Annotated in this window: 13 protein-coding genes; 3 read left to right on the top strand and 10 right to left on the bottom strand. The window is 60.6% G+C overall.

The genetic code is table 11. The annotated features are described in order from the left end of the window. Nucleotides 1-61 precede the first annotated feature (61 nt). From FHT79_RS12270 to FHT79_RS12240, 7 genes are all read right to left on the bottom strand, one after another. Nucleotides 62-742: a peroxiredoxin-like family protein gene (locus FHT79_RS12270; protein ID WP_097594490.1), complete on the bottom strand. Its 681-nt coding sequence runs from the start codon at nucleotides 740-742 to the stop codon at nucleotides 62-64. A 74-nt stretch (nucleotides 743-816) separates the two neighbouring features. Further along, nucleotides 817-4,077, bottom strand: a complete 3,261-nt coding sequence (locus tag FHT79_RS12265) for an adenylate/guanylate cyclase domain-containing protein (protein ID WP_097594489.1) — start codon at nucleotides 4,075-4,077, stop codon at nucleotides 817-819. Nucleotides 4,078-4,243: 166 nt separating this feature from the next. Continuing rightward, complete coding sequence (locus FHT79_RS12260; protein WP_047615838.1) at nucleotides 4,244-4,777, bottom strand: YidB family protein; 534 nt, start codon at nucleotides 4,775-4,777, stop codon at nucleotides 4,244-4,246. A 173-nt stretch (nucleotides 4,778-4,950) separates the two neighbouring features. After that, the gene (locus FHT79_RS12255) at nucleotides 4,951-5,289 is read right to left on the bottom strand and encodes a hypothetical protein (protein ID WP_097594488.1); all 339 of its coding nucleotides are present in this window, start codon (nucleotides 5,287-5,289) and stop codon (nucleotides 4,951-4,953) included. A 418-nt stretch (nucleotides 5,290-5,707) separates the two neighbouring features. Continuing rightward, nucleotides 5,708-6,718: an IS30 family transposase gene (locus FHT79_RS12250; RefSeq protein ID WP_183903424.1), complete on the bottom strand. Its 1,011-nt coding sequence runs from the start codon at nucleotides 6,716-6,718 to the stop codon at nucleotides 5,708-5,710. 376 nt (nucleotides 6,719-7,094) lie between these two features. Next, the gene (locus FHT79_RS12245) at nucleotides 7,095-9,245 is read right to left on the bottom strand and encodes a mechanosensitive ion channel family protein (protein ID WP_097594485.1); all 2,151 of its coding nucleotides are present in this window, start codon (nucleotides 9,243-9,245) and stop codon (nucleotides 7,095-7,097) included. A gap of 240 nt (nucleotides 9,246-9,485) precedes the next feature. Next, on the bottom strand, nucleotides 9,486-10,811 hold the full coding sequence (locus tag FHT79_RS12240; RefSeq protein WP_183903423.1) for an epoxide hydrolase: 1,326 nt from the start codon (nucleotides 10,809-10,811) through the stop codon (nucleotides 9,486-9,488). Between the two features lie 400 nt (nucleotides 10,812-11,211). Here FHT79_RS12240 and FHT79_RS12235 point away from each other — a divergent pair, with 400 nt between their 5' ends. Further along, nucleotides 11,212-12,162, top strand: a complete 951-nt coding sequence (locus FHT79_RS12235; protein WP_097594483.1) for an alpha/beta hydrolase — start codon at nucleotides 11,212-11,214, stop codon at nucleotides 12,160-12,162. Here the strand turns inward: FHT79_RS12235 and FHT79_RS12230 are convergent. Both FHT79_RS12230 and FHT79_RS12225 read right to left on the bottom strand, forming a co-directional pair. After that, nucleotides 12,151-13,065, bottom strand: a complete 915-nt coding sequence (locus FHT79_RS12230) for a LysR family transcriptional regulator (protein ID WP_097594482.1) — start codon at nucleotides 13,063-13,065, stop codon at nucleotides 12,151-12,153. The two genes, FHT79_RS12235 and FHT79_RS12230, sit on opposite strands and share 12 nt — an antisense overlap. Before the next feature lie 111 nt (nucleotides 13,066-13,176). Beyond that, nucleotides 13,177-13,866, bottom strand: a complete 690-nt coding sequence (locus FHT79_RS12225) for a DUF599 family protein (RefSeq protein WP_097594481.1) — start codon at nucleotides 13,864-13,866, stop codon at nucleotides 13,177-13,179. Between the two features lie 377 nt (nucleotides 13,867-14,243). On the opposite strand from FHT79_RS12225, the gene FHT79_RS12220 reads away from it, so the two are divergent. Both FHT79_RS12220 and FHT79_RS12215 read left to right on the top strand, forming a co-directional pair. Then, entirely contained in the window at nucleotides 14,244-14,780 is a 537-nt protein-coding gene (locus FHT79_RS12220; protein WP_063475610.1) for a PAS domain-containing protein, read from the top strand. A gap of 63 nt (nucleotides 14,781-14,843) precedes the next feature. Next, entirely contained in the window at nucleotides 14,844-15,320 is a 477-nt protein-coding gene (locus FHT79_RS12215; protein WP_179874666.1) for a LysR substrate-binding domain-containing protein, read from the top strand. Between the two features lie 76 nt (nucleotides 15,321-15,396). Here FHT79_RS12215 and FHT79_RS12210 read toward each other — a convergent pair whose 3' ends face one another. Then, on the bottom strand, nucleotides 15,397-15,810 hold the full coding sequence (locus FHT79_RS12210; RefSeq protein WP_097594674.1) for a hypothetical protein: 414 nt from the start codon (nucleotides 15,808-15,810) through the stop codon (nucleotides 15,397-15,399). Nucleotides 15,811-15,833 lie beyond the last annotated feature (23 nt).

The raw sequence follows: 15,833 nt of genomic DNA, 5'->3' as shown, positions 1-15,833 counted from the left end.
CGGGTTTGGAATGGCCCGCCTTGCTCCGGCGTTCAACCGGTCAAGAACGGCCTCTTTTGCTTCAAACAGCCATGTTCGACGCTGCCGACATCACTTCGCGAGGGGCAGGGCCGCCGAACATATGACGACCATCCTCCTCGACTTCGGTGAAGCACCAGCGCACGACACCATCCCGATCGAGCAGGAATTCACCGACAAGCTGGCCGTGGCCGGTGGCGATCATCTGCTTGTCATCTTCGGTGAATTCGTAACCATCGGCCTTGTCGAGAAATTCCACGGCTGCCATCAGGTCCATGGGCGCTGGAAGCTCGTCCGGCATGTCGATGCGCATCGACGTCACCGCATTCATGCTGATTTTATGCGGCCAGTCATTCTCGTCTTCGGTAAACTGAAGGTTCGGCAGGCCGAAGGCCTTGTGCGATACCCGCTCCGGGTCCGAGGCCGCCAGCAGATTGGGAAGCGGATGGTAGCGAAAATAGAGGCGGGCGCGGTCGATCGGTGTGTTGACGACGGTCAGGCTGTCGATGCCCTTCTCCTGCAAGGCATCGGTGAGTTCGGCCATGGCGGCGATCTGGCGGCGGCAGAAGGGGCAATGCAATCCGCGGAACAACCCGACGAGCACCGGCTTCTGGCCGCGAAAATCGTCGATGGCAACTTTCCCCTGGCGGGTGATGGCATCCAGCACCACGTTCGGCGCGCGATCTCCCGGCTGCAATGGCCTTGCGGCGTGGTTCACCTGCATGTTTCGTTCCTCCCTTTATATTTTTGAATCGACTTGCCAAATCGATCTCCGGTGATCACTGCAACGAGGACGGGTCAGTCGAGAAACGGCAAGACGACGAGCGTGCCTGGATCGAGGTTGTGGCGGATGCACACATCCTGTGCCAGCGTGAAATACCGTTCTGCCGCGTCCATGTCGTCATGCTCGAGGCTGAGTGTCGCCAAGCCATCATAGCACGGAAAGAGCAGTTGCGGTTCATCAATTTCCTTCGCAACCTCAAGGGCTTCCTCGTAATACTTACGAGCTAGCTTCGGCTGCCCGTGGCATTGATGAATCTGGCCGAGCACGATCAGCGGCACGGAGAGATGGTCGCGCTGATCGAGCGCCCGGTCGATTTCGACTGATTTCTCCGCCGCCGGTACGCCCTCGGCGGCGCACCGATCGGTAAAGGTGCAGCAGGCAACGGCGAGATTGGCGAGAAGACGCGCCTGGAAGCCGAGATCGCCAATACGGGTCGCGACCTCCAGTCCTCGCCGGCAGATCTTGATGGCGCTGGCCGGATCGACGATCGTGTAGAGAACGCCAAGATTGGAATAGGCGCGGCAGGCGGCACTTTGCAGATCGGCCTTTTCGGCGACGGAGAGACTGCGCTCCACTTCCTGCACGGCCTCGCGGCTACGTCCGAGTCGGGCAAGGGCTGCACCCTTGGTATTCAGCGCCTCTGCCATCGCCCGCGCCGTCTCCCGTCCGGCCTCGGTCGTGCCGTCGATCGGCAGCGTTTGCAGGCATTGCAGCGCCTGCGTCGCCCACCCGGCAGCGGCAGCCTGATCGCCCATGCGGAAGGCGAGATGGCCGCGCTCTTGCAGGACATGCGCACGTTCGACCGGCGCATCCACGGTTGCGATCGTCGCTTCAGCTTCGGCGCAATGGATCTCCGCCTGATCGCGGCGGCCGGCATCGAGATGCAAACGGCCGATCTTGCGCAATATCCTCGCCGCGGCAATCGGATTGTCTTTGGCGCGGTGGATCGCAAGCGCTCGCTGATAATGGGCCAAGGCGGCGTCGCGCAGGCCGGCAGGACCGCAGAGATCGGCAAGACGCTCCAGCAGTGCCAGTTGCTCCGGTGTCACTTCCGCCTCGTTGGCAAAGGCCGCAAGCGCCTGCCGATAGAGACGCATGGCGTCATCATTGGCGTAGGTCTTGCGCGCCAGATCGCCTGCCGCCATCAGATAGCTGGCGCCCTTGGACTTTTCGGTGGTCAGGCTGAAATGATGGCCAAGTTGCGCCAGATGCTCGGGCCGGTCGGGCGCTGCGCCAAACTGACGTTCCAGAGCCCGGCCGATCCGTTGATGAAGCTCCACCCGCCGCTGCAGCAGGAGATTATGGTAGATGACATCGTGCATCAGCGTCTGGCTGAAGCGATAGCCCGGCGATACCACGGCATCGGACCCGCGCAATTCCTCGATGATATTGGCATCGCAGAGGTAATCCAAGGCAGCGTCGATGCCGCTCGGGTCGGTGGCGACGGTGCGGAGCAGGGCGGTATCGAACTTCGGGCCGACCACCGCCGCCTCCTGCGCCAGCCGCCTGATCTCCTGCGGCAGCCGATCGACGCGGGCAAGCAGCAGGGCCTGCAGATTGACCGGGATATCGACATCGGTGTCTTCGGCGGCGACATGCCAGTGCTGGCCGTCGCCATGCTGACCATCATCGTGCAACGTGCCCATGTCGATCAGTCCGCGCAGGATTTCTTCGATGAAAAGCGGATTGCCGCCGGCGCGATCGAGGATGCGCTTGCGCACCGTCACCGGCAACTTGCTATGGCCCTCGCCAAAAAAGGCAGCAAGCAGCTTCTGCCCGTCGGCTGCAAAGAGTGGCTCAAGACGTTGCACGGTGACGCTGACACGATTGGAGTTCAGCGGGTCGGTCTGCGATGTCGGCCGGTAGATCACAAGCAGCATCAGCCGGCTGCGCTCCAGCCGATCCATCATGAAGCGCAGCACCTCAAGCGAGGCGGCGTCCGCCCAATGCAGATCCTCGATGACGAGCAGCAGGGGACCTTGTCCCAACCGCCGCTCGAAGACGGTGCGGACGGCATAGAAAATCTGCCGCCGCAACTGCTCCGGCTCGATGTGGCGCAACGCGCCATCGGGATCTCCGAGACCAAGGACATGCAAAAAGAGAGGCAAAAGTGCCTCCACGTCCTCCGGCGTGAGATCGAGCGCGGCGAACCCCGTTGCCAGCAATTGCCGCGTCCTGGCAAGATCATCCCGCTCGCCGATGCCGTAGGCGCTGCGCACCACGGCGGCAAGCGTCCCATAGGATTGTTCGCCGAGGGGGGAGCAGGTCGCTTTGCGGATGGCAAGGCCCTGAAAACGGGCAGTATTGCTAGCGATTGCGACGAACTCGTTGACCAGCCGCGACTTGCCGATACCCGCTTCGCCAATCAGGCGGACAAGCTGTGCCGCGCCGCCGCAGGCGAGATCGAGGCATGTCAGCAAGCCCGACAACTCCCTGTCCCGTCCGATCATTGGCGCCCGCAGGCCAAAGCTTTCAAGCCCACGCGCCGTATGCGGCGCTTCCGACAGCCCGGTCAGCCGATGGACCTGCACGTTTCCGCTTTTGCCTCGCAAGGTCTGAGCCCCGAGACTGTCGAAGGCGAAGGCATGGCGGGTGAGGCGGTAGGTCAGCGGCCCAACGAGGATCTCGTTTTCGCCGGCCATGGATTGCAGGCGTTGCGCGGTATTCACCGTATCGCCGGTCACCGAATAGGATTTCGTACTGACTGCACCGAAACCGCCGGTGACAACAGGGCCGCTATTGATGCCGATATGCAGACGCAACGGCACGCCGGCGCGTGCGTGCCAGCGCTCGCCGACCTCCGTGGCTCGCTTGATCATATTGAGTGCGGCGTTAAGCGCCCGAACCGGATCGTCTTCATGGGCGACCGGCGCGCCGAACAGCGCCAGGAGCGCATCACCGACGAACTTGTCGACAAAGCCGCCATAAGCCTCGACCGCCTGTGCCATCTCTTCGAACAATTCGTTCTGCAGCACCCGCATGACTTCGGGATCGATCTGCTCGCTCAGCGTCGTGAAGCCGCAGAGATCGGCAAAGAGCACGGTCACCGGCCGCCGGTCGGCATCGCTGTCCGGCTTAGGCGTTATCGCTTCGATGTTGGGCTTCGATGCAGGTTGGACTTTGCCTGATATCGATGCGCCGCATTGCGGGCAGAAGGCAAAATCGGGCTGACAGGGATAGCCGCAGGCGGCGCAGGCGACAGGCTGCCTTGCGCCGCATCGCGGACAGAAAGCAAAACCGCTCTGAATATCGAAACCGCAGCCCGCGCACTCCATCGGACGCATCTCGCGAAAACCCGATGCGTTGCAGCTCATTCAGCCGCAACCAGCGGACAGGGACAAGCATGAACCTGCTTCCCCAGGCCTGCAAGTGAAGACTTTGGCAGGCGTTCGTTGACCGAGCACCTGCCCAGTGGTGATAGGCGAGGGCGACGTCCCGATATCAGATGGTGCCGGGCCGCCCGGAGGTGGTTGATTGACTCGCGGATGACAAAAACGCCTCTTCGGCGCTGGGCACTTTCCCCTCTGGTGTCAGATCGTCGACAGCCTTGGGAAGGTCGCGGCTCAGCCGGCCCAGAATCTCCTCATGAGAAAGGCCGGTATTGGCGGCGATCTCGTTGAGAACGTCAGGCCCGAGTGCTTCCGCCAGCTGCCCATCATTGATGTCGGCATTCTGACCGGGCTGTACCCAAGACTCGATCTTGTCGCCGTGACCGTTCTGCTGAAATGTCTTCAGTAGATCGCCCAGCCCGCCGCTGACAATGCCGCCTGAGGTCAGCCCGCCGAGGAGGCCGCCGAGACCGCCGGAGCCGCCCAGTCCGCCAAGGATGCCCCCGAGACCGCCCGGCTGCTGGTTCCCCGCGCCAGCCTGCTGAGGGTTCTGGATGCCCCGCAGGAGTTCCCCGATCTTGTCTCTGTTCTGGTAGCCGGCAACGGCAAGAACGGCGAGAAGCGCCTTCAATTGACCGCTCATCATGATGAATCCTCCTATGGTGCTCCAAGGTGCAGACGGCCCAATGCAGGTCGCCGCATGGGCAGCAATGTCCTGAGCGCCCAAAGGTTCCGCGCCGGGCGTGCAAACAAGGCTGCACCGGGCGGATTCGTTCTACAATCGCAAAGGCCGACCGACTTAACAGTTCACGCCGCTAGTCAGATTTCCGGGCAGCCTCGCTGGTTTGCAAAGACCATTCGCTCCGGTCCGCGGCGCGTCATGCCCTGGACGATGATGCTGCGGGCAGATATGCGGACGATCTGCGCCCTGCGAAGTCCTTCGCTACGGGCGATGTCGAGAGCATCGTCCGGATCACAACCGCGCCGTCCGCGGTCGCGGCGGTCGTAACGGTCATAATCACGATCACGGTCATAAACGCCGACGCCCCCAGGGCCGAGCCGTAACTCCAAGTCCTGCGCGGCAACGATCGTCGGTGAGATAGTGAGCCCAGTTATGGCGGCCAAGCCAACCAGGACGAATTGAAGAGATTTCCGCATGAGTTCCTCCCATGGTCTTGTGCTTATCGTAGTGACAACCTCGCCATGCGAATTTTGTTCCTTGGGATAGGAGGGAGGCGGTAAGGGCGCTGGTTCGTCGGTACGCATTCGATGGAAGTTCTGACGGCCGTTCGACTCGTATGGCCAACAATCTCGTGGCCGGCGTCAATGCATGCGGTAAGCAGCGTTGCGGCGCATCTTTCGAGGCTCCGGCCTACGGCCTGCGAACCTTAGGTTCGAGGGTGGCGGATCCACGATTGGAGCGCAACATCCAAGAGAACCTCATCCTGGTGCCCGGAAGGGGCCTCGAAGGACGGGGCGGGCGCTCAGCCCAATCGATTATTGTCTTCGTTGCATTTGAAAATGGAATCTGCCCGTGTGAGTTCATGGCGAACCGCGACTTGCGGAGCACTTAAAGCTATCCGGCATGTCTCATCTGGGCGAGCAATTTCTTTCGAAAGACCTCTGCCGGTGTTCGGTAGCCGAGGCATTTCCGCGGTGTTGAGTTCAGCCGGTTGCAGACCGCAAGAAGGTCTGCGTCCGTCACCGACAAGGGATCGACCTCTCTCGAAAGCCATTTGCGAACTCGCCCATTGGTGTTTTCGACGGTGCCTTTCTGCCAAGGCGATTGCGGATCGCAGAACCAGGTCTGGGTGCCGATGTTTGCTTGCAGATACGGCCAGTCGGTGAACTCGGTGCCACGATCGAAGGTGATCGTGCGGCGGGCGAGGTGGGGCAGGGATTGCAGCGCGCGGATCAGCCCGTCCATGACAGGCCGGGATTGCCGATCGTTGTTGCGAAGGAAGATCGCAAAGCGGCTGACCCGTTCGACGAGCGATGTCACATTGGCCTTGCCGAATTTCTTGCGGAACTGGATCAGGTCGCATTCCCAGTGCCCGAACTGCTTGCGATCGGCAACGACGTCCGGGCGGCGCAGGATGTTCAATTCCGGGCTGAAGCGCTGACCGTGTCGACGTCGAGCATGCCGCGGCCGGCGCCTGGCCCGGTGATCCGGCAGGTGCCGCCACAGCTTGATCGCATGACCGTCCGAGGAATAGGCGAACTTATAGATCGTCTCATGGCTGACGGAGATCGGATGGCGCTCAAGCTGCAATCGGCCAGCGATCTGTTGTGGCGACCAGCCATGCATGATGCGCTCGATCACCGATTGGCGCAGCTGCGAGAACCGGGCAAGTTTGCGCAGCTTGGCACGCCGTTCTCGCGCCATGTCATGGGCCGTCACGCAGTAATAGCCGTTGAGATCCGGTATCAGCTTGTCGACGAACGTGTTGCGCTTGAGCTCACGAAAGATCGTTGAGCGATGCCGCCCGAGTTTCTCGGCGATAATCTCGACGCTGATGCCGGCCGTCCGCCAGCGAGCGATCTTGCGGCGTTCATCCAGGTCGATATGGGAGTAGGTGTGTCTCATTGCGCTTTCCTTGCGAGCGATAACCGATTGGCATCTTTCGCAAGTCGCACTTCATCCTTGAACCCACCCCGCTACATCAATCAATCGCATAAGATAGATTATGGGACATGAGGATGCCGTTTGATTACAAAGGCATACCTTCGTCATCCATCTGATAGGCCCACTCTTTTAAAATCGGTCTGCTCGAATTTGCGTCGTGACGATCCAGCGCATCGACGAGTTCACCGCCGGACATGCCTCATAGAACAGCGGATCCCAGCCAATGGACTCTTTCGAAACCCATGTCTCGGACGACGCGCGTTTGGCGGCAACGTCCGGGTCAGAGTGCTACTTCGACGGGATTCGACGGAAAGCTCACCTGATCCGCTCGCCGTTGCTATTCCTCAGGTGTCGAGATGACTTTCGATGGTCTTTGCAGCTCCGAGGCGGCAGCGGTTGCTGCTGCATCGGCGGGGCCGCCGGAAACATGAACGGTCGGCGTTGCAAATTGAATGCCCTTTTCCGCGAATGTCTTCTTGAGCATGGCGAGCGCCTTTCGGCGAACGCCGAACTGTTCGCCGGGCTTCGTCATGAACTTCAGCCGAATCTGCACACCGTAATCTGCCATCTGCTCAATCCCCTGCATTTTCAGGGGTTCGATGATGTTGGGTCCGAGTTCGGCATCCTCGAGAAGCTCAACGCCGATGCGCTTGATGGTCTTGCGGACCTCCTCAAGGTCGCTGTCATAGTTCAGGGTGAGCGTAATGATATCGATGACCCAGTCACGGCTTAGGTTTTGCACCGCGCCGAGTTCCCCGAAGGGAACGATGGTGACCGGACCGCGATGGTGTCGCAAGCGGATCGATCGCAACGAGAAACCTTCGACAGTCCCTTTATATTTCGCCGCCTGGATATATTCGCCGATGCGAAAGGCATCGTCGAACAGATAGAAGACGCCGGAGATGATGTCCTTGACGAGTGTTTGGGCACCGAAGCCGACGGCTATGCCGACGACACCGGCGCCCGCCAGCAGCGGTCCGATCTGAATGCCTACGGCATCCAGGATCATCAGGAAGCCGACAGCGCCGATCGCCAGGAAGAGTACATTGCGAAGAATGGGAAGGAGGGTATTCAACCGCTGACGCCGGCGCGCGTCGGGTCCCTCCTGATGTCCCGCCTGCACGCTTCGCGACGCCATCGCCATCTGACTGTCGATCAACGTGCTTGCGAGCTTCCAGATAACGTCGGTCACTAGCAGCACGATAACGATGCGAATTCCGGCGCGGATCAAACGCGTGGTCACCGTTTCGGCAGCGGCAAGGTCACTGAGATTGACATTCCATGCGCGGGCAATGAGCAGCGCAGCGACCACGATGAGAGCGTTCCGCAGCGTTTGCATGATAACGACGGACCACCCGACGATGGCCGGATCCTCGACCGCCTGCCCCTCCCCGGATTGAATAATGCGACGAATGATATCATGAGCCACCGAAACGGTCAGCGGCAGAAGCGCGATGACGACCACTGTCCAGAATGCACCGCGAAGACCGGAAACCCATAACAGCCACGAGAGCAGGATGCTCGCGCTGAAGCCAACACAGACCAGCCGGCTCACGGGTGGCCCGTCAGAACGATAGTGCCGCAGCCAAATCATAACGATCAAAGCGATTGAAACGACACCAAGCCATGCTGCGGTAAAGAGGTCGACCAAGATGGGTGAAGCTCGGATCGTCCCGATCACTTCAATGGTGGCCCAGCCAGCCGCCAGCACTGCGACGATTGCGAGGAGCCAGTAGTACCAGAACCAGGCAAGTGAGGTGACAAGCGTCAGAAGCCGCATATGCGGCAGGCGGGCGCCTGGCGCGATGACAATACGGCCCACGAGCACGCCAAGGCGCACCATGAGCGCGGCCGATAGCAGGATGAGCGCAATATCGCGAAACACGGCGGGCCATGGAAAGAGGATAAACGCGCCGAGGCTTCCGATCAGGTAACCGGCCAACGCGAGAAGACCCATTGAAAGCCGGGCTGCGTGGAGCTTGATCCGTTGCCGGACGGTGCTGGCGGGCGCGTTCAGCACAAAATGGAGCAGCCCTCGCCCTGACCACCAGGCTAGGCGCTGCGCAACGAACCCGCCGGCGACGAAGAGTATGACCGCCAAGATCAGGCCGACAGGTTCGATACGATCATCCGTTTGGAAGACCCGGATCGCCGACTGGATCTGCCCGGGAAGAGTTGGAACGGCATCGACGAGTGTGAGCAACCTCTGGCGCAAATCCTGTAGTGACGTCGCAATCGACGTCGGTGCCGCCTCTTGCGAGACTGCCACCGGCTGCGCCGCTTCCTGATTGCCCGGAACGATCCGATTGACCAGCGCTCGTCCGGAATCATCATTCGGCAATTCGATAATAACCCGGATCGGTGTCGAGGAATTGGTCGGCTCAGCCGCCGATGCGAGGTTTGCGCTCGCGAGCAGAAGCGTTGAAAATACCAGCGTCAGGAATGCGCACATTCTGTGGCGGGGATGACGGTCGTCGTTGATGCGCATGTGGCCGTGGTCCCTGCGACGTTGTCGTCACTTTTGCTGGGTTGGTCGAAACTTCGGACTTTGTGAAGCGTTGCACGACCAACGTCAATCGACGAACCGGTCTCGGGGCGCAGACTGCGAACCAACGGCCAGAAGGCGCTAGAGCATTTACGTTTTTCTCCCAATCACGGAAATGCTCTATCTCTTTGTTTTCACGCAATTCCGGAGGCAAAGCCGCTACGCACTTTTGCTGGAATTGCTCTAAGACCGCAAGCTTCTGAACCCTGCCCTGATCTCCTGGCTGAAGAGTTCCGGCTCCTCCCAGGCGGCGAAGTGACCGCCCTTGGAGGCGCGGTTGTAGTAGATGAGCGTCGGATAGGCCTTGGACAGCCAGTGCTTTGGCGGCTTGTAAACCTCTCCGGGAAACACCGTGACCGCCACCGGCACTTTGACGGGCGTGAGCTTCGCGCCCGACATGGCGTTTTCCCAATAGATGCGGCCGCTGGAGGGGCCGGTGTTCGTCAGCCAGTACAGGGTTATGTTGTCGAGGATAGCATCCTTGCCAAGCGCCTGTTCGGGGTCGCCGGGGGTAAACACCCAGTCGGCGATCTTGTCGTAAAGCCAGGCGGCAAGGCCGACCGGAGAATCCGCAATGCCGTAACCGATCGTCTCCGGCCGTGTACTCATGATCGCTGCGTAGCCAAAACCGTTGTTGAGGAAATCTCGAGCCTCGTCGAAGACGACTTTCTCATCCGCAGACAGGCTATCGGGCGCCGGCCCTCCATTTTTAAGCGCCTGGGCTGCGTCTGGTGGGAGGGTCGTGGCACGTTCGACCCTGTTGACGTGGATCGCCAGCAGCCCATCGGGTGCCAGGCGACCCAAAGCGTCGCTGATGATTGCCCCCCAGTCGCCGCCCTGCGAGACATAGCGGTCATAGTTCAGTCGCTTCATCAGTACGTCCCAGGCAGCCGCGATCCGCTGAGGGTTCCAACCGGTTGCAGCAGGCTTTCCGGAGAAGCCGAATCCCGGGATCGACGGGATCACCAGGTGGAAGGCATCTTCCGCCATGCCGCCATGCGCCGTCGGATCCGTGAGCGGCCCGATGACGTCAAGCAGTTCGAAGACCGACCCCGGCCAGCCGTGGGTCATGATCATCGGCAGCGCGTTTTCGTGACGGGAACGGACATGGATGAAGTGGATGTCCAGTCCGTCGATATTGGTGAGAAACTGCGGGAAACTGTTCAGCCTGCTCTCCGCCTTCCGCCAGTCGTAGGACGACCGCCAGTAGCGCACCAGTTCCTTCAGCCTGTCGGGTTGGACGCCCTGCGAACGATCCATGACGGTTTCGCCGTCGGGCCAGCGCGTCGCGGCAAGACGCCGCCTGAGGTCTGCGAGCGCCGCCTCCGGGACTTCGGCCTTGAACGGCTGGATCTCCCCGGGTGTGGCGGCGACGACATCGGCAGCATCGGATGTGGGTGGAAGGAGTGCGGCAGACACGCCGGCCGCGGCAACCGCTAACAGCAGTGAGCGTCGTGACATATGTCCATGTTTCAGGGAGTGGCTATGCTTCAAAGAGGTCAGTGCCATGACACGTGTCCTTTCATGACATCGAGAGCCAACGGAGAGATATTCGACAAGGGCAAGCCCCAGATGACCACATAGGTCGCCACCTCGGACGCCCTGCCCACGTCGATATTTCTTGCTGACGGGCGTTGAACCTTAACGGTTCGCGCTCCTCGTGCTCGTATTCGAGGAGTATCAGTTCTTCCTTATATTGTCGCGGTCGGCTGCCGGCCGGCACCCCGGAAAAGTGAGAGGCACCCTCTCGTTGAAATATCCACCTTGGGCAGCCGCGTTGCAGCGCTGCCGCCATCGAGAGGGTGCCTCTCACTTTCTCCGGCTACCGCGCGCTGGCGCCGTGCTCAATTGTGTCAGGAGACAGCCGGCTCTGGGCTTTGGCTGACCGCCGTTCAGGAAAGGACCTCCTATGTCTAGGGACAAAACCGCAAATACGGCTGCATCGGTCGCAGCAACTCCGACTTCCCGCACGTCTGAAACCGTCGCTTCCCGAGAGGCCGCGCACGACGCCGTCGACTTCATCGAGATCGATGAGATCCTGACGCTGAGAAGGATGATTGTCCGAGCCCCGGCGCCGAAAGGCACCGTGCTTTTCCTGCATGGGTTTCCGGAAACGCTGACGGTCTGGAAGGACATCGCGACGATGCTTGCTCGCGACTACGACGTCCATGCCTTCGATTGGCCGGGCTACGGGCAGTCGTCGCGCCCGGTTCCTGATTTCTTCTCCTACGCGCCGAAGGCGTATGCCCAGGTGTTGAAAGCCTATGTCGAGCGGGCAGGCATCGACCGGTCGAACCTCGTGATCTATGCGACTGACATCGCCGCCCTCCCCGTTCTGTTGCTCGCTCTCGATGAGCCGACGATCGCCAGGCGGATCATCGTCGGAGACTTCGCGCCGTTCGACCGGCCGCAATTCATGTGGGAGAACCTGCAGAACCTCAAAACCGAGCCAACCGCCTCGCCGACGCGCGCCTACATGAACAAGACAAGCGACGAGATCCTTCAGAACGTGCACAGGCGCGGCCTCTCCCCCGCTGAGCAATTCGATCTACCTGTCGACGTCCAGCAAGACATGGCTCGCTCCTGGAGCCTCGACGGCGTCACGTCGGCGGATGCCTTCGCCCACTACTACGCGAATTTCACACGTGACCAGAATTTTCTCGAGGCCAATCTCGACCGGCTGAAGACGCCCGTGAGGGTGATCTGGGGCGAGAAGGACATCTACATCAGAAGCGAAATGGGCATCGAGTTCGCCGCCAAGATCGGTGCAAAAGTCGATACCCTGCCGGGCATCGGTCATTTCCCGCACCTTCAGAGTCCGAAACAAACGGTTGAGGAAATCCGTGCATCATTCAGATAAGATTTGATTATCTTTGTGGATTGTCTGCGCTCGCAACCGCGGCAGCGCCCAGTCGACGAAAGCCCGTACCTTCAAGGCGAGAAGTCCCTGGCGCGCGTAGACGATATGGATGGGCTGCGGTGCGCCGTCAAAGTCGCGCAAGATGGGAATGAGCGCGCCGGACGCCAGTTCGTCCGAAACCTGATAGTCGAACAGCCGCGCGATCCCTGCCCCGCCGACAGCCGCCGCAACACAATTCGCCGCGGTATTCACTTCCAGCCGGTTGCGGGGCACGGCCTCCATCGGCGTGCCGTCGACGTCGAATGTCCAGAAGAATGTCCGCTTGTTGAAGATGATCCCGTCGCGATGGATGAGATCGCCGGGACGCTCAGGCATGCCATGCACCTTGATGTAAGTGGGGCTCGCGCAGGTCAGCAGCCGGAACTCCCCGACCTTGGCGGCATGGAGGGAGCTGTCGGCGAGGTCGCCGAGACGGATCGCGATATCCACCTGCTCGGAGACGAGATCCACTGTGCGGTCGAACGACAGAAGGTTCAGTGACACCTCCGGGTACTTCTCCATGAAGCTCAGCGCGACCGGCAGGACGTATCGGCTACCGTATTCGACCGGCGTCGTGATCGTCAGCACGCCTCGGGGCGTCTGGTATTCCCCGGACGCCCTTCGCTCGGCCTCCTCCAGATCCGCCATGATCTTTCGAGCCGCATCGACATAGTCGCGCCCGGCGTCCGTGAGCTGAAGATTGCGGCTGGTGCGGACGATGAGGTTCGCCCCAAGATGTCGTTCGAGCTCGGCCACCTTGCGGCTGACGCTCGGCAGTGGCGCGTTCAACTTCCTGCTGCCGGCTGAGATGCTCCCGGCGTCGACGACCGCCAGCAAAATGCGCATCGCTTCAAGACGATCCATCAGCCACCGCCCATGAGATATCGCTTCTGTCTATTGTCGTTCGAGTGTCGGACGTTCGCAACGTCCTCAACCGCACGTCCCCAGATTACCACCTTGCGCCGAGCCGCGGGCCTAGTCGAGCAGCTTGCGTATGGCCATGATCCCCTTTGCCGCATCCGACCAGGACTGACGCCAGATCAACACGCCTACACTGAGGATGGTGGCGACAATGAACGGTATTGGCCCGATGAACCAGAACGCGGCTGCGACGGTGAAGTAGTAGGATCGGACGCCGACGCTGAACGATCGAAGCGCAGGGTTCAACACCAAAGTCAGAGCATTCGTCCAGCCGACAATGTCCCTGTCTTCATCGCGGGAGGGGCTCGCCCCGATCGCCGCCAGGCAGTAGTTGATCTGCCGGACCGCCCATATGAAATCGGATAGGCCCCGCAGCAGCGTCGCCATGATCAGGAGGACCTTGCACTGGAAAAACCAGGCGGGGTCCTGAGCCGCAAACATCGCAATCAGGCCACCCGATCCATAGTTCGGTTCCATGAAAAGCGCGCCGCTCAGCCCAACGATGACGATGAGATTGGCCGAGCCGAAGAAGGATGCCGAATTGATCGTGTGCCCGAGTATCGCGGCGTCGCCGATAAAGTTGTTGTCTCGCGTCAGCACCTCCCGCATCCAGGCCGCGCGAACGCGCACCATATCGACGGAAAGACTATCATTCTTCCTCGGCCACCCTACGGCCATCAAAGGCTCGACCGCCACCCAGACAAGTAGGAAGAAAACGATCGCCGCGACGTTCAGAAAATCCATGGTGCCCCCGAACTTTACGTGGATTTTTTGAAACACTACTTCGCGGCAGCGGCAGCTCCAAGCACGTATCGCCGCTCCCGGGGTTCTTTCCGCCGGTTCCGCTGCCCGCCGGACGTGGGCTGCGGGCGATGTGCGTTCAAGCCTGCCATTCATCCGCCACAGATTGACCCCATCAAACATGGATCGCCGCCAAGCAAGGAAACGCTAGTCGGCGCTTGCAACCTCCCTGCTGTTGCGTCCGATGGAAACGCGGCTAAGATCTAAGATCTAGGATCGAGGGTGAAATGGTCGACCGCTTTGATCGAGCGTGTCGTATTTTTTCAAGAGCCGGGTGACGGGTTATTTGGCAGCATTGGCGAGCAGACTGGGGATGGCGAATGAACCTTGTCGACGGAGCTTTTGGAACCTCCGAATTTCCTCTCTCCGAAGAGGCTGGCATCTTCACCTGGGTGTTGGCGACCGACACGGTTTATGCGGATACGGCGCTGGCAAATCTCTTTGGGCTTGATCCGGAAGAGACCATCGCGGGGCTGCCGGTCATGCGATATCTCGACCGGATTCACCCGGACGACAAGCCATCCGTGGCCAAGGCGATTTCAGAATCGGTGATCACAGGAAATCCGTACCGCCATGACTATCGGGTGTTTGACCGAAGCGGCCAAATGGTCACCGTGGCCGCCTTCGGCCGGTGCTTCAGGGATGAAGCCGGAAACCCGTCGCAATATGCGGGCATCGTATTCCCGACGAATGACCACATCCACCAAGACCACCAGAAGGACCAATTGTCTGTTCACTGCCGTGAGGCGCTGAAAATTGCGCAGTCATCCGGCCTGCAGGCGACGGCCAATGCGCTTGAAGCAATTCTCAAAGAGCTTGCCAAGCCGATGCCTTCGGACTTCGCGCAGATTCATTGAATCCTCCCCAAGCGTTCGTTGTCGCATCCGACTGTCGGTGATGGCGATCGTCGGTGCGAAGACGTGAAGACGGCAGCCTCATCAAAGACGCGCGGCGCTGTAGGGCATCCATTGGAGGGGCGGCAAGACGTCTCTCTCGCGGAACTCGCCGCCTCGACATGGGTGATGCCCCCGCGCGGCGGCGCTTTCCGCAAACAGATTGAAGCCCTGTTCACGACAAATGGCGTCCCCTTCCCGGTACACCTTGTCGAGGCAGCTCCCTTCAGCGTGCTGAAGGCAATCGTGGAACGCTCGGATGGCGTTAGCATATTGTCCGATGAGTTCCTGCGCGAGGAGATCCGCCGGGGCGTGCTGACAGCGATTCCGCTGCAGGAACACATCGCCTCACGCCAGTTCGCCCTGCAGAAAATTGCAGGCCGGCAACTCAATTCGCTCGGTCAGCGCTTTGTCGACATCGCCATGGAACTGGCATCGGCATCGCAGACGGAAGCGGAACATTCGGTGCGCAGCGGCCAGAGCAATTCCAGGAAAAGTGTGTGAAACGGTTTTCCGTCCGGGATTGCGTATAAACAAAAGGATAGAGCGGTTCTGCGCTTCCGTGAAAAGCCGAACCGCTCTAGACTGATCGTAGCGCGCTCATGCGGCTTCGGATGGCAGGTGTTCTCGCCTCGCTGAGATGACCGGCAAATCCGGCAAGCATGACCCCGAGCGGAAGGCGCCGAACCAGTCTGGCTGCAATGAAGGTTGCGCAGATAGCCGCGGCGAGCTTCAGCCAGGGATAGTCGCCGAGCTGGACATGGGCGCTTGCATCGACCGATGTGGCCTTGGCTTTCAGCGCCGCCTCGGCGTCCTCGCGCAGCGCGCCGATATGGGCCTTCATCAGCCTTAGCTCCTGCTGCAGGGCGTTGAGATCCTGGTCGGCTTTTTCACGCGCAGTCTCCACTGCGGCATCGGCAAAAGGCGGCTCACCTTCTGCGATCAGTTCGTCGGGGTCTGGAAGGCGGCCGTCGCGATTGATGGATGATTGCATGGACATATCCTCGAATAAACAAG

Source organism: Rhizobium sp. BK212, from assembly GCF_014197475.1.
In the GTDB taxonomy this organism is placed as follows: Bacteria; Pseudomonadota; Alphaproteobacteria; order Rhizobiales; family Rhizobiaceae; genus Rhizobium; species Rhizobium anhuiense.
Note: the sequence above shows the minus strand (reverse complement) of the source record. Positions and strands in the feature narration are given on the sequence as shown.

Bases quoted from the DNA above. Each gene is read 5' to 3' on its own strand.
- FHT79_RS12270 (WP_097594490.1), bottom strand. From the start codon at position 742: ATGCAGGTGAACCACGCCGCAAGGCCATTGCAGCCGGGAGATCGCGCG.
- FHT79_RS12265 (WP_097594489.1), bottom strand. From the start codon at position 4,077: ATGGAGTGCGCGGGCTGCGGTTTCGATATTCAGAGCGGTTTTGCTTTC.
- FHT79_RS12260 (WP_047615838.1), bottom strand. From the start codon at position 4,777: ATGATGAGCGGTCAATTGAAGGCGCTTCTCGCCGTTCTTGCCGTTGCC.
- FHT79_RS12255 (WP_097594488.1), bottom strand. From the start codon at position 5,289: ATGCGGAAATCTCTTCAATTCGTCCTGGTTGGCTTGGCCGCCATAACT.
- FHT79_RS12250 (WP_183903424.1), bottom strand. From the start codon at position 6,718: ATGAGACACACCTACTCCCATATCGACCTGGATGAACGCCGCAAGATC.
- FHT79_RS12245 (WP_097594485.1), bottom strand. From the start codon at position 9,245: ATGCGCATCAACGACGACCGTCATCCCCGCCACAGAATGTGCGCATTC.
- FHT79_RS12240 (WP_183903423.1), bottom strand. From the start codon at position 10,811: ATGGCACTGACCTCTTTGAAGCATAGCCACTCCCTGAAACATGGACAT.
- FHT79_RS12235 (WP_097594483.1), top strand. From the start codon at position 11,212: ATGTCTAGGGACAAAACCGCAAATACGGCTGCATCGGTCGCAGCAACT.
- FHT79_RS12230 (WP_097594482.1), bottom strand. From the start codon at position 13,065: ATGGATCGTCTTGAAGCGATGCGCATTTTGCTGGCGGTCGTCGACGCC.
- FHT79_RS12225 (WP_097594481.1), bottom strand. From the start codon at position 13,866: ATGGATTTTCTGAACGTCGCGGCGATCGTTTTCTTCCTACTTGTCTGG.
- FHT79_RS12220 (WP_063475610.1), top strand. From the start codon at position 14,244: ATGAACCTTGTCGACGGAGCTTTTGGAACCTCCGAATTTCCTCTCTCC.
- FHT79_RS12210 (WP_097594674.1), bottom strand. From the start codon at position 15,810: ATGCAATCATCCATCAATCGCGACGGCCGCCTTCCAGACCCCGACGAA.